Origin of the sequence: Janthinobacterium sp. JC611, assembly GCF_018682595.1 — a bacterium.
Lineage (GTDB): Bacteria > Pseudomonadota > Gammaproteobacteria > Burkholderiales > Burkholderiaceae_D > Janthinobacterium.
The window spans coordinates 264759-277259 of the sequence record NZ_JAFLJN010000020.1; the positions used below are offsets into that span (position 1 = coordinate 264759).

A 12501-nucleotide genomic window follows, 5' to 3' on the forward strand; every position below is an offset into this window, starting at 1 on the left:
TCCGCGCATTATAAAATAGAAGCTGGACGAGGTCTTTTTACGTTTTGCTTTTTTGATTTGAACCCCTTGAGAAGATAGAACTATGTACAAAATCGTTTTCATGCGTCACGGCGAGTCCACCTGGAACCTCGATAACCGCTTCACCGGCTGGACCGACGTCGATCTGACGGAAAAGGGCGTCAACGAAGCCAAGGCCGCCGGCCAGATCCTCAAGCAGGAAGGTTTTACGTTCGACGTGGCCTACACTTCCGTCCTGAAGCGCGCCATCCGCACCCTGTGGCTGGCGCTCGACGAGATGGACATGATGTATTTGCCGATCAAGAATGACTGGCGCTTGAACGAGCGCCACTACGGCGCCCTGCAAGGCCTGGACAAGGGCGAGACGGCCGCCAAGTATGGCGACGAGCAAGTCCTGGTATGGCGCCGCAGCTACGACACGCCGCCGCCGCCGCTGGCGGAAGACGATGACCGCGCCTCGTTCAACGCCCCGCGCTACGCCGGCTTGCCAAAAGCATCGATTCCGTTGACCGAATGCCTGAAAGACACCGTGGCGCGCGTGATGCCGGCCTGGGATGAGGAAATCGCCCCGGCCATCCGCGCCGGCAAGAAGATCATCATTTCGGCCCACGGCAACAGCCTGCGCGCGCTGATCAAGATGCTCGATGGCATCAGCGACAGCGACATCGTCGGCCTGAACATCCCGAACGGCCAGCCGCTCGTGTATGAACTGGACGCCGACCTGAAACCGATCCGCCATTACTACCTGGGCGACCCGGCAGCGATTGCGGCAGCGCAAGCGGCCGTGGCGAACCAAGGGAAGGCCAAGTAATTTTGTTGTCTTTCTTCCGCGGCACAGCCATCGCCCCCTCTGCTGAACGACCCCTGCCGGCGTGGCGCGCCGGTGCCATGCTGTGCGCAGCGCTGCTGTTGTCCAGCGGTGCCGCGCAGGGTGCCAAGCCCACCGAACGCAGCAAGCAGAAGGCGGCCGCGGAAGCACAACGTGCTGGATTGCAACAAAAACTGACGGCGCTCAAGCGCGACATCAGCCGCACGGAAAGCGCCAAGGATGACGCGGCCGATACCCTGGCCGAGTCGGAAGAGGCCATTTCCAACGCCAACCGCGCCTTGCGCGACCTGGCGCAGGAACAAAGCGAGACGGGCGTGAAACTCAATGCGCTGGGGCAAGAGCACCAGCAATTGACGGCCACCGTCGAGAAACAAAAAGCGCAGCTGTCAAAGTTGCTGCGTGAGCAATATGTCGCCGGCAATGAAGACCGCATCAAGCTGCTCTTGTCGGGCGACAACCCGAACCGCATCAACCGCGACTTGCAATTGATGGCGTATGTGTCGCAGGCGCAGGCGCGCCTGCTGGAAGCCTTGCGCGCCAACTTGCTGGCGGTGGAGAAAAACCAGGCGGACGTGCAGAACGCCAAGGATGAACTGGAAGAAATCGCGCAGGAAGAGCGCGACCAGAAGGCTTTGCTGGTGCAGGAGAAGGCGCGCCGCGCCGCCTTGCTGACGAGCTTGTCGCAGCGCCTGGTGGCGCAGCGCAAGGAAGTGGGCAATGTCGAGCGCGACGAACAGCGCATGGGCAACCTGGTCGACAAGCTGGCGAAACTGATCGAAGAGCAGGCGGCGGCCGCCGCGGCCGAAAAGAAACGCCAGCAATTGCTGGCCGAACAGCGCGCCGCCGCCAAAGCGGCCGCCGACGCCAAGATCGCGGCGGAAAAACGCGAACGCCAGCTGGCCGCGCGCGCCAAGGCCGCCCAGGCGCAGGCCGAACGGGAACGGCTGGCGAAAGAACAACAAAACAAATCGGGCAAGATCAAGCCGCAAACGCCGCCACCGCCGCCCGTGAAGCTGGAACCGATCGACGACGACGCACCGCCGCAAGTGGCCAAGGTGGCGCCGAAACCGGAACCCAAGCCGGAACCGGAGCCGGAACGCCCAAGCCTGGGCCCGGCCGCGCCGGCCGGCGCCTTTGCCAGCCTGAAGGGCCAGCTGCGCGCGCCCGTGGCGGGCAAGATCGCCGCCCGCTTCGGCAGCAAGCGCGGTGACGGCCCCAGCTGGAAGGGCGTGTTCATCCGCACGGGCGAAGGCAGCGAAATCCACGCCATCGCCGGCGGCAGGGTCGTGTTTTCCGACTGGCTGCGCGGTTTCGGCAATTTGATCATCGTCGACCACGGCGGCCAGTACATGAGTATTTATGGCAATAACCAGTCCTTGCTGAAAAGAGTGGGTGACGCCGTCAAGGGCGGCGACGCCATCGCCAGCGCGGGCAACAGCGGCGGCAACGAGGAATCGGGGCTATACTTTGAACTGCGTCATCAGGGCCGCGCCTTCGACCCCGCCACCTGGGTGAAGTTTTAAGTTCCCCACCATTGCTGCGGCAGCGAATTTGTAGATTGCGAAGAATACATGGGTATCAAAGTCAAAAGTATCGGCCTGATCGGTCTGGGCGTACTGGCGGGCATCGGCATGTCGCTGCAGTTCCCGGCCGTGGCGCAAAAAATCACGAATGCCCCGCTGCCGCTCGACGAGCTGCGCCAGTTGTCCGACGTCTTTGGCCTGATCAAGACCGATTATGTCGAGAAGGTGGAAGACAAGAAACTCTTGACGGAAGCCATCTCCGGCATGGTCTCGTCGCTGGACCCGCATTCCGTGTACCTGGATAAAAATGCCTTCAAGGAAATGCGCGAAAGCGTGCAGGGCAAGTTTGTCGGCATCGGCATCGAAGTGAGCATGGAAGACGGCTACGTGAAAGTCGTCTCGCCCATCGAGGACAGCCCTGCCGCCAAGGCCGGCATCCTGGCGGGCGATTTGATCACCCGCCTCGACAACATCCCGCTGAAAGGCTTGCAGCTGGAAGAAGTCATCAAGAAGATGCGCGGCCAGCCGGGCACCAAGCTGGTGCTGACGATGTCGCGCAAGGGCGAAAGCAAGCCGCTGGTGTTCCCCATCGTGCGCGAGGAAATCCGCGTGCAGAGCGTCAAGGCCAAGATGGTCGCGCCCGGCTATGCCTGGCTGCGCATCGCCCAGTTCCAGGAACCGACCGTCGATGACATGGTCAAAAAGATCAACGCGCTGTATGCGCAAGACCCCAAGCTCAAGGGCCTGGTGCTGGACTTGCGCAACGATCCCGGTGGCGTCGTGCCGGGCGCCATCGGCGTGGCGACCGCATTCCTTCCGGGTAACTCCGTCATCGTCTCGACCAAGGGCCAGTTGCCCGAGTCGAAACAGGTGTTTTATGGCCGCCGCGAATTCTATGCGCCGCCGGGCGCCAAGGCCGACCCGTTGGCCAGGCTGCCGGCCGCGCTGAAAACCGTGCCGCTGGTGGTGCTGGTCAACGCCGGTTCCGCGTCCGCCTCGGAAATCGTCGCCGGCGCCTTGCAGGATTACCAGCGCGCCACCGTCATCGGCACGCAGACCTTCGGCAAGGGTTCCGTGCAAACCTTGCGCCAGATCACGGCCGACACGGCCGTCAAGCTGACGACGGCGCGCTACTACACGCCGAAAGGCCGGGCCATCCAGGCGCGCGGCATCGTGCCCGATCTGCTGGTCGATGAAACGGCCGAAGGCGACGGCTGGAACAGCCTGCGCGTGCGCGAGGCGGACCTGGAAAAACACTTGAGCAGCGACGATGGCAAGCCGGAAGCGGCCAGGCCGACCATGGAAGGCATGCAGGATCAGCTGGAAGAAGAGCAGCGCCTGATCGCCACGGCGAAAAAGCGCAAGCCGCTCGAATACGGCGCCAAGGATGACTTCCAGCTGCAACAAGCCTTGAACCACTTCCAGGGCTTGCCGGTGCAGCTTGCCAAGGCCGATGCCAAGGTGGACAAGATCGGCGCCAAGCCGGAAATCGCTTCCGACATCAAGGCCGATGACAAGAAGATTCCTGTGCAAAAACCGTAGCCGCCGCCATGAACGACGCTCAACTGCTGCGCTACTCGCGCCACATCCTGCTGGACCAGATCGGCATCGAAGGCCAGCAAGCCTTGCTCGACGCGCATGTGCTGGTGATCGGCGCGGGTGGGCTCGGCTCGCCGGCGGCCATGTATCTGGCCGCCAGCGGCGTCGGCAAGCTGACCCTGGTCGATGACGACACGGTCGATCTGACCAATCTGCAGCGCCAGATCGCTCACACGACACAGCGCGTGGGCCAGCCGAAAGTGCTGTCGGCGCGCGAGACCTTGAGCGGCATCAATCCCGAGATCGACATCGTCGCCTTGCAGGAGCGTCTCGACGGCGCGCGCCTGGCCGAACTGGTCTGCTCCGCCACGGTGGTGCTCGACTGCACCGACAACTTCGCCACGCGCCACGCCGTCAACCGCGCCTGCGTGGCGGCCAAGGTGCCGCTGGTGTCGGGCGCCGTGATCCGTTTCGACGGGCAAGTGAGCGTGTTCGACCCGCGCACCGGCACCCAGCCCTGCTATTGCTGCCTGTTTCCGCAGGAGCAGCAGTTCACGGACGAGGCGTGCTCGACCATGGGAGTGTTCGCGCCGCTGGTCGGCGTGGTGGGCGCCATGCAGGCGGCCGAGGCCTTGAAACTGATCATGGGCGCGGGCGAGTCCTTGGCGGGACGCCTGCTCTTGCTCGACGGCTTGCACATGGAATGGAGCAGCATGCGCGTGGCGCGCGACCCCGGCTGCGCCGTTTGCGGCGAAGTGGTCTTGCCGGCCTGACAGCCGCCGCACAAATTTTTCCCTATATGACAGGCATTGTCATATTTCCGCTTTATACTCTGCTCTCATTACTCACCTTCTTCTCTCTTTCTTATGCAAAACGCAGCAAACCATCCGACACGCCAGCGCCGCGTGCGCGGCTTCACTTTGATCGAAATCATGGTCGTGGTGGTGATCATGGGTATCCTCGCGTCGCTGGTGGTGCCCAAGCTGATCGCCCGCACGGGCGAGTCGAAAGTGGCGGCGGCGAAAGTCGACATCGCCACCGTGATGCAAGCCTTGAAACTGTATCGCCTGGATAACCAGCGCTACCCGACCACCGAGCAGGGCTTGCAGGCGCTGATCGAGAAACCGACCACGGGACCGGCCGCGAACGGCTGGAAGGCGGGCGGCTACCTGGAAAAGATGCCGAAAGACCCATGGGGCAACCCGTACCAATACCTGTCGCCGGGCGTGAAGGGCGAAGTCGACCTGATCTCGCTGGGCGCCGACGGCCAGCCTGGCGGTAGCGGCGACGATGCCGATATCGGCTCCTGGGAACTGTAAGTTTTCCATTGCATGCCTGCCATGACCACCGGTCGCGCACTGCCCCGGCCACGCGCCAGCGGCTTCACGCTGATCGAATTGCTGGTGGTGATGGTGATCATCGGCGTCACCCTGGGCCTGGTGTCGCTGAACGCCATGCCGAATGGCCAGCAAGCGCTGCAGAAGGAAGCCGAGCGCATCGCCCTGCTGCTGCAGCTGGCGCGCGATGAAGCCATCGTGCGCAGCCGGCAGGTGGCGTTCGAGGCTGACGAAAATCAATACCGTTTCCTGGTCCTCAATGAAAAGCTGTGGCAACCCGTGACGCAGGACGATTTGCTGCGCGAGCGGGCGTTTGCCAACACGCCCATGCTGCTCAGCGTGCAGCCCTCGAACAGCGTGGCCCAGCCGCTGCGCATCATCTTCGGCCGCGAACCGGTCGACAAGCCTTTCGTGCTGACCCTGGCCAGCGGCGAGCGCAGCGTGGCCATCCGCGCCGACGGCATCGGCCACTTCACGGTCGAGCAATGATGCGGCTCCCACGTCATGGTCGCCAGCGCGGCTTCACTTTGCTGGAAGTCCTGGTCGCCCTCGTCATCGTCGGCACGGCCCTGGGCGCGTCCTTGCGCGCCGTCGGCAGCCTGACGCAGAACAGCGACGGCTTGCGCAGCGCCATGATGGCCACCTGGTCGGCGGAAAACCACCTGGTGCGCCTGCGCCTGGCGAAGACGTTTCCGCAGACGGGCAAGCGCACGGTCGACTGCCCGCAGGGCGATCTAAAGCTGATCTGTGAAGAGGAAGTGGTGGCCACGCCGAATCCCCGCATCCGGCAAGTGCGCGTCAACGTGTATGACGTGCAATATCCGGCCCGGCGCATCGTGCGCCTGGTGTTACTTTCCTTTAACGACTGATGGCGCGCCGTCACCTTCCCGCCAAGGGGTTCACCCTGATCGAGCTGCTCGTGGCGATCGGCATCCTGGCCATGGTCGCCGTGCTGGGCTGGCGCGGCCTGGACAGCATCATGCGTTCGCGTGAAGTGCTGACCAGCCAGCTCGAGCAGGCGCGCGGCATGCAACTGGCGTTTGCCCAGATGCAGAGCGATTGCGACCACCTGGCCGGCGCCGGCCAGAACAATACCTTGCTGAATGGCCGCATCAACCTGTTGGCGGAGAATGACCGCCTGACCCTGGTGCGCCTGGCCGCGTCGGAGCAGGAGCCGCAGCAGTTGCAAGTGGTCACTTACCGCCTGCGCGGCGGCGTGCTGACGCGGCGCGAGTCGAACGGCACGCGCGACCTGGCCGTGCTCGACACCCTGTGGCAGGCGGCGCGCGACGATACCGATACCTCCGGCGCCGACGTGGCCCTGATGCAGGGCGTTGACAGCATGGTCATGCGCGGCTGGAGCAATGGCGCCTGGAACGTGCTGACGGCCGGCGCCACCATTTCCACGCAGGTGCCGGGCCTGGAAGTGACCTTGCAGATGCCGGGCCAGGACGCGGGCCTGTCGAAAGTCTTTTTATTGGGGCCGGGATGAAGCGTTTTTCGCTCCCCGCGCGCCAGCGCGGCGTGGCCGTCATCACGGCCTTGCTGCTGACGGCGCTGGCCATCACGGTCGTCGCCAGCCTGTTCTGGCAGCAGCAGGTGCAGGTGCGTTCGATGGAAAACCAGCGCCTGCGCCTGCAGACGCAGTGGGCCATGCGCGGCATGGTCGACTTCGCCCGCTTCTGGCTGCGCCAGGACAATCCCATGCTGACGGCGCTCGACGGCGTGTGGGCCACGCCCATCGAGGAAGCGCGGCTCGACGATTACGTGGACCGCGAAAAGGTCGACACGGAAAAATTCGACGCCACCGTCTCGGGCCGCGCGCTCGACGCGCAGGCGCGTTTCAATATCACCAACCTGGCCACGGCCACGGGCATCGTCAGCCAGCCCTACGTGCAGGCCTACCAGCGCTTGCTGTCCAATTTGCAGCTCGATAGTTCCCTGGCGCAGGCGACGGCCGATGCCGTGCTGCGCGCCCGGCCGAAACCGCGCGCCGCCGGCAGCGATGGCAAGACGCCCGCCGCCCCCGCGACCACGGGCGGCGGCAGCGAGCCGGTGGCGTTCACGCAAGTCGAGGACTTGCTGGCCGTGCCCGGCTATACGCCGCAAATCATCGAAAAGCTGCGCGATTTCATCATCGTGCTGCCGGAAATCACGCCCGTGAATGTGAATACGGCGCCTGCCGAGGTGCTGGCGGCCGTGACGATGCTGTCGCTGTCCGAAGCCAGCGCGCTGACCTTGAGCAATCCGCGTAAAAAGTTTGTCGATTTTGCAAACTTCAAGAATAATATCAATGGCAGTGTGATTGAGGGCGTCGAGCTGGACGTGAAGAGCCGCTACTTCCTCACCGTCATCCGCGTGCGGCTGGACCGCGCCGCCCTCGATGCCGTGGCGCTCGTCAATCGTAAAACGGATCCGCAGCGCACCACCAGCCTGGTCTGGTTGCGGGAAAATTAACAGCTGAAAGCGAGTCACTTTGACAATATTGTATATCCGTCACCCTGCCAAGGCGTCCACCGACAGCGCGCCTGCCTGTTCCTTCGCCTTGGCCGGCGACGGCGGCGCCCTGTTGCAGCAGGGTAGCGCGCCGCTGGGCAGCCTGGGCCAGCTGATCGCCGGCGCGAAGCAGGTGGTGCTGCTGCTGACGGCGGCCGACGTGACCCTGCTGCGCCTGAAAACGCCGCCGCTGGCCGGCGCCCGCCTGCGCGCGGCCTTGCCGGGCCTGGTGGAAGAACACATCCTCGGCGACACCCAGGATTGCCTGCTGGCCGCCGGCGCGCCCGATGCGAACGGCATGCGCACGGTGGCCGTGGCGCAGCGCGCCTGGGCCGAGGTACTCGTGAAGGCTTTGTTGGCGCAGGGTGCGCGCAAGGTGGCGCTGCTGCCGTCGCAGCTGTGCCTGCCCTTGCAGCCGGGCGGCGTGACGGCCGCCCTGCAGGCGGCCGGCGACGCCCTGGAGCTGGCCTTGCGCCAGGCGCCGCAGGAAGGGCTGGGCCTGGTGCTGCCGCCCCAGCCGCAGCAGGCGCTGCTGACGACGCGCGCGTTTGCCGGCGACGTGCCGCTGACGGTGTATGTGGCGCAGGCCGAGCTGGCGCCATATCAGCAGCTGGCCGCCGGCATGGCGGGCGTGACGGTGGAAGCGGACCATTGGGCGCACTGGATCGCCGGCGCCAAGGGCGCGGGACTGGACCTGGCCGCCGCGCTGGGCACGGCGACGGGATCGGCCACCGAATGGCGCCGCTGGCGCTGGCCGCTGCGCCTGGCGCTGCTGGCCGTCATCGTCAACCTGGTGGGCATGAACATCGAATGGATGCGCTTGAAGCGCGAGGCGGCCACCGTGCGCACCTCGATGCAGCAAACCTTCAAGGCCGCGTATCCGAATGAAGCGCCCGTGTATGGGCTGGAAGCGGAACAGATGCGGCGCAATATCGCCGCCGCCCGCCTGCAGGGCGGCCAGGCCAGCATGGATGACTTCACCAGCATGAGCGCGGCGCTGGGCGAGGCGCTGGGCGGCCTGGCCGGGCGCGGCGTGGTGGCGTCGCTGGAATACCGCGAGCGCAGCCTGATCGTCAGGCTGAAGCCGGACATGGTCGACGCCAGCGCCCAGGCGCAGGTGCGCGACGGCCTGGCCGCGCGCAAGCTGGCCTTGAATGAAACGGCGCCGGGCGTGTGGAAGATCACGCCGGCCACGGGAGCAAAAGCATGAGTGCAGCAGTCAACAAGGCGCGCGCCGCGCTGACGGGCCAGCAGCAGAACCTGCAGGCCTTCTGGGCCGAGCGCACGCCGCAGGAACGCAAGCTGCTGGCCATCGGCGGCGTGGTGGCGGGGCTGGCCCTCGTCTACGCGGTGTGCTTCGAGCCGGCGTGGACGGGCCGCATCGCCCTGCAAAAGAGCTTGCCCGAGCTGCGCCAGAACGCGGCCCAGCTGCAGGCGCTGGCGCGCGAAGCGGGCGAACTGGCGCGCCAGGCGCCCGTGCAGGTGGCCCCCATGAGCCGTGACAGCCTTGACGCGTCGCTGAAGGCGCGCGGCCTGGCGCCACAATCGCTGTCGCTGACGGGAGAGTATGCGCGCGTGCAATTGAATGGCGTGCCGTTCGCCAGCGTCATGCTGTGGCTGGACGGCTTGCGCCGCGAAGGCCGCGTGGCGGTGCAGGAAGCGAAGATCACGGCGCAGGGCAAGGCGGGGCTGGTCGATGCCAGCCTGACCCTGCACCAGAGCCCGGGCGCGGCAAGATGATGCGCGTGCTTGGCTGGCTGCTGGCCATCTGCGTCAGCGTCTGCGTCACCCTGCTGGTGTTTTTCCCGGCCGGCTGGGTGGCCGGTATCGTGGAAAAGCAGACGGGCGGACGTTTGACCTTGGGCGACGCGCAAGGTACCCTGTGGCGCGGCTCGGCCTTTATCGGCGGGGCGGCCAGCGCGAACGGCGCCGTGACGCCGCTGCTGCCGGGGCGCTTCAGCTGGCGCATTTCGCCGTCCGTGCTATGGGGGTCGGTCGACGTGGAATTGCAGAATGCGCAGGCGCTGTCGCAGGCGGTGAACCTGCGCGGCTCGTGGTCGCAATGGCAGGTCAGTCCGGCGGCGCTGCTGCTGCCGGCCGATGGCCTGGGCGGCCTCGGTGCGCCGTTGAATACCGTGGCGCCGACGGGCAGCATGCGCCTGTCGTGGAGCACCCTGCAGCTGGCACTGGAAAAACAGCAGTTTTCCGCCGTCGGGCGCACCACCTTGCAGATGACGGACATGGCGTCGCGCCTGTCGTCCCTGCGTCCGCTGGGCAGCTACGAATTGGATTTCGATTGGCAGGGGCAGCAGGCGACGTTGACGCTGCGCTCCATCAAGGGACCGCTGCTGCTCGACGGCAGCGGCAGCCTGCAACAGGGGCGCATGCAGTTTTCCGGCCAGGCCCAGGCCGCAGCAGGATATGAAGAGACCTTGGCGAGTTTGTTGAATTTGCTGGGACAGCGCCGTAGCAATAGCGAAAAAAACATCATCGCCTTAGAGTTCAGACAATGAAAAAACCATCCGTGAGCCCCCATACCTTCTCCTTTTCGCTGCGCCGCCTGTCGGCCGCCGCCTTGCTGTGCTGTTCCGTGGCCGGCATGCCGGCGCCCGTCTGGGCCGCGCCCGGCGATGAAGCGGCGCTCAATTTCGTCGGCGCCGACATCGAATCCGTGATCAAGGCGGTGGGCCATTACACCAACATCAATTTCGTCATCGACCCGCGCGTCAAGGGCACGATCACCCTGGTGTCGGAAAAATCGATCAGCAAGACGCAGGCTTTCGCGCTGCTGGCCTCGGCCTTGCGCCTGCAGGGCTATGCGGTGGTCTCCGGCGACGGCTACGCGAAAGTGGTGCCGGAAGCGGACGCCAAGCTGCAGTCCGTGCCGACCCAGGTGGGCAACGGCGCCAGCCAGGTGAAGGGCGACCAGATCGCCACCCAGGTGTTTTACCTGAACTACGAATCGTCGGCCAACCTGCTGGCCGTGCTGCGCCCGCTCATTTCGCCGAACAACACGATCAACGCCAACCCGGGCAACAATTCGCTGGTGATCACCGATTACGCGGATAATCTCAAGCGCCTGGCGAAGATCATCGCCGCGCTCGACGTGCCCGCCTCGACGGACCTGGACGTGATCCCCGTGCGCTATGCCATCGCTTCCGACCTGGCTTCGATGGTGAACAAGCTGATGGAAGGCGGCAATGCGGGCGCCGGCGCGGCGGGCGATACGGGCAAGGTGTCCGTGCTGGCCGACCCGCGCACCAATTCGCTGGTGCTGCGCGCGCCGTCGGCGGCGCGCGCCAACCTGGCCAAGTCGCTGATCTCGAAGCTGGACCAGCCCACCACGCAGCTGGGCAATGTGCACGTGGTGTACCTGAAAAATGCGGACGCCACCAAGCTGGCGCAGACCCTGCGCTCGGTGGTGACGTCGGACGGCACGGCCGCCTCGGCGCAGCAGGGTACCAGCAACCTCGCCACGAACAACCAGATCAGCCAGAATAACAGCGGCATGAACAGCACTGGCCTGGGCGGCAATACGCAAAGCGGCACCACGGGCGGCGCTTCGCTGAGCAACGGGCCGCAGCAGCTGTCATCGGGCGGCGCGGCCGGCTTCATCCAGGCCGACGCTTCCACCAACACCCTGATCCTGACCTGCAACGAGGCCGTCTACCGCAACCTGCGCGCCGTGATCGACCAGCTCGACGTGCGCCGCGCCCAGGTCTACATCGAGGCGCTGATCGTCGAAGTGACGTCGGCCAAGGCATCCGAGTTCGGCGTGCAGTGGCTGGGGCTGTCCGGCGACAGCAGCAGCAGCTACCGCGTGGGCGCGCTGCAGTCGTTCGCCGGCGGCACCGACAACAATATCGCCAAGCTGGCGCTGGGCGGCGGCAAGGTGCTGCCGACGGGCGGCCTGACCCTGGGCATCTTCAAGCAGATCAACGGCGCGCTGGGCCTGGGCGCCGTGGCGCATGCGCTGGAATCGGACGGCAACGCGAACATCCTGTCGACGCCGAACCTGATCACCCTGGACAACGAGCTGGCGACCATCAAGGTGGGCCAGAACGTGCCTATCCTGACGGGCCAGTACACCAGCACGGCCGGCACCAACACCAACCCGTTCCAGACCATCGACCGCAAGGAAGTGGGCCTGACCCTGAAGGTGCGTCCGCAGATTTCCGAGGGCGGCACCATCAAGCTGGGCATCTATCACGAGACGTCGAGCGTGGACAAATCCACGTCGACGGCCGTCAGCGGCATCACCATCAACAACCGCGTGATCGAAAACAATGTGCTGGCCGACGATGGCCAGATCATCGTCCTGGGCGGCCTGATCGAGGACAGCACGGGCGACAACGCGGAAAAAGTGCGCGGCCTGGGCGACATCCCCTTGCTCGGCAACCTGTTCAAGTACCAGACGCGCGAGCGCAAGAAAACGAATCTGATGATCTTCCTGCGCCCCGTCATCGTGCGCAACAAGGAGCAGAGCGGCAGCCTGGCGGCCGACCGCTACGACTACATGCGTTCGGCCGAGACGGCCGCCGTGCCGGCCTCGGGCAATCTGATGCTGAAAGACCTGGGCACGCCGGTGCTGCCGGCCCTGCAGGATGGCCAGCCCGTGGGCGGCAACATGGTGACGCGTCCCGTGCCGCCGGCGCCGACGCCGCCGCCAGGCGCGCCGGCCAACGCGGCCACCCCGCCGCAGTCGCTGCTGCAGCAGTATCAGCAACAACCGCAGCAACAGCCGCAGCCGCAGAAGTGA

The 12501-nt window shown here is 65.4% G+C and carries 13 protein-coding genes; all 13 read left to right on the forward strand.

Annotation, left to right across the window (positions count from 1 at the left end; all coding sequences use genetic code 11):
- Window positions 1-82 precede the first annotated feature (82 nt).
- The 13 genes from gpmA to gspD all read left to right on the forward strand — a co-directional run bounded on the left by gpmA (window position 83) and on the right by gspD (window position 12501).
- The gene (gene gpmA, locus J0O65_RS13815; protein WP_215407545.1) at window positions 83-829 is read left to right on the forward strand and encodes a 2,3-diphosphoglycerate-dependent phosphoglycerate mutase; all 747 of its coding nucleotides are present in this window, start codon (window positions 83-85) and stop codon (window positions 827-829) included.
- 77 nt (window positions 830-906) lie between these two features.
- Window positions 907-2370, forward strand: a complete 1464-nt coding sequence (locus J0O65_RS13820) for a murein hydrolase activator EnvC family protein (RefSeq protein ID WP_215407668.1) — start codon at window positions 907-909, stop codon at window positions 2368-2370.
- Window positions 2371-2418: 48 nt separating this feature from the next.
- Complete coding sequence (locus tag J0O65_RS13825; protein ID WP_215407546.1) at window positions 2419-3912, forward strand: S41 family peptidase; 1494 nt, start codon at window positions 2419-2421, stop codon at window positions 3910-3912.
- Window positions 3913-3920: 8 nt separating this feature from the next.
- Window positions 3921-4682 (forward strand): HesA/MoeB/ThiF family protein, encoded by a 762-nt coding sequence (locus tag J0O65_RS13830; RefSeq protein ID WP_215407547.1) that lies wholly within the window; start codon window positions 3921-3923, stop codon window positions 4680-4682.
- Window positions 4683-4775: 93 nt separating this feature from the next.
- On the forward strand, window positions 4776-5228 hold the full coding sequence (gene gspG / locus J0O65_RS13835; protein WP_215407548.1) for a type II secretion system major pseudopilin GspG: 453 nt from the start codon (window positions 4776-4778) through the stop codon (window positions 5226-5228).
- Window positions 5229-5240: 12 nt separating this feature from the next.
- Window positions 5241-5735, forward strand: coding sequence for a GspH/FimT family pseudopilin (locus J0O65_RS13840; RefSeq protein ID WP_046681998.1), 495 nt, complete (start codon window positions 5241-5243; stop codon window positions 5733-5735).
- Entirely contained in the window at window positions 5732-6115 is a 384-nt protein-coding gene (gspI, locus tag J0O65_RS13845; protein WP_152254115.1) for a type II secretion system minor pseudopilin GspI, read from the forward strand. The genes J0O65_RS13840 and gspI overlap by 4 nt, the downstream gene beginning before the upstream one ends.
- Entirely contained in the window at window positions 6115-6738 is a 624-nt protein-coding gene (locus J0O65_RS13850; RefSeq protein ID WP_215407551.1) for a PulJ/GspJ family protein, read from the forward strand. Before gspI ends, J0O65_RS13850 begins: the two co-directional genes overlap by 1 nt.
- Window positions 6735-7703: a type II secretion system minor pseudopilin GspK gene (gene gspK, locus J0O65_RS13855; RefSeq protein ID WP_215407552.1), complete on the forward strand. Its 969-nt coding sequence runs from the start codon at window positions 6735-6737 to the stop codon at window positions 7701-7703. The genes J0O65_RS13850 and gspK overlap by 4 nt, the downstream gene beginning before the upstream one ends.
- A 19-nt stretch (window positions 7704-7722) precedes the next feature.
- Complete coding sequence (gene gspL, locus J0O65_RS13860; RefSeq protein WP_251373743.1) at window positions 7723-8952, forward strand: type II secretion system protein GspL; 1230 nt, start codon at window positions 7723-7725, stop codon at window positions 8950-8952.
- Window positions 8949-9482, forward strand: coding sequence for a type II secretion system protein M (locus J0O65_RS13865; protein WP_215407553.1), 534 nt, complete (start codon window positions 8949-8951; stop codon window positions 9480-9482). The genes gspL and J0O65_RS13865 overlap by 4 nt, the downstream gene beginning before the upstream one ends.
- Window positions 9479-10255 (forward strand): type II secretion system protein N, encoded by a 777-nt coding sequence (locus J0O65_RS13870; RefSeq protein ID WP_215407554.1) that lies wholly within the window; start codon window positions 9479-9481, stop codon window positions 10253-10255. Before J0O65_RS13865 ends, J0O65_RS13870 begins: the two co-directional genes overlap by 4 nt.
- On the forward strand, window positions 10252-12501 hold the full coding sequence (gene gspD, locus J0O65_RS13875) for a type II secretion system secretin GspD (RefSeq protein WP_215407555.1): 2250 nt from the start codon (window positions 10252-10254) through the stop codon (window positions 12499-12501). Before J0O65_RS13870 ends, gspD begins: the two co-directional genes overlap by 4 nt.

What these genes read in the sequence shown, in the direction of transcription:
- gspG (WP_215407548.1), top strand. Translation starts at nt 4,776, where the DNA reads ATGCAAAACGCAGCAAACCATCCGACACGCCAGCGCCGCGTGCGCGGC.
- J0O65_RS13840 (WP_046681998.1), top strand. Translation starts at nt 5,241, where the DNA reads ATGCCTGCCATGACCACCGGTCGCGCACTGCCCCGGCCACGCGCCAGC.
- gspD (WP_215407555.1), top strand. Translation starts at nt 10,252, where the DNA reads ATGAAAAAACCATCCGTGAGCCCCCATACCTTCTCCTTTTCGCTGCGC.
- gpmA (WP_215407545.1), top strand. Translation starts at nt 83, where the DNA reads ATGTACAAAATCGTTTTCATGCGTCACGGCGAGTCCACCTGGAACCTC.
- gspI (WP_152254115.1), top strand. Translation starts at nt 5,732, where the DNA reads ATGATGCGGCTCCCACGTCATGGTCGCCAGCGCGGCTTCACTTTGCTG.
- J0O65_RS13820 (WP_215407668.1), top strand. Translation starts at nt 907, where the DNA reads ATGCTGTGCGCAGCGCTGCTGTTGTCCAGCGGTGCCGCGCAGGGTGCC.
- gspK (WP_215407552.1), top strand. Translation starts at nt 6,735, where the DNA reads ATGAAGCGTTTTTCGCTCCCCGCGCGCCAGCGCGGCGTGGCCGTCATC.
- J0O65_RS13825 (WP_215407546.1), top strand. Translation starts at nt 2,419, where the DNA reads ATGGGTATCAAAGTCAAAAGTATCGGCCTGATCGGTCTGGGCGTACTG.
- J0O65_RS13830 (WP_215407547.1), top strand. Translation starts at nt 3,921, where the DNA reads ATGAACGACGCTCAACTGCTGCGCTACTCGCGCCACATCCTGCTGGAC.
- J0O65_RS13870 (WP_215407554.1), top strand. Translation starts at nt 9,479, where the DNA reads ATGATGCGCGTGCTTGGCTGGCTGCTGGCCATCTGCGTCAGCGTCTGC.
- J0O65_RS13865 (WP_215407553.1), top strand. Translation starts at nt 8,949, where the DNA reads ATGAGTGCAGCAGTCAACAAGGCGCGCGCCGCGCTGACGGGCCAGCAG.
- J0O65_RS13850 (WP_215407551.1), top strand. Translation starts at nt 6,115, where the DNA reads ATGGCGCGCCGTCACCTTCCCGCCAAGGGGTTCACCCTGATCGAGCTG.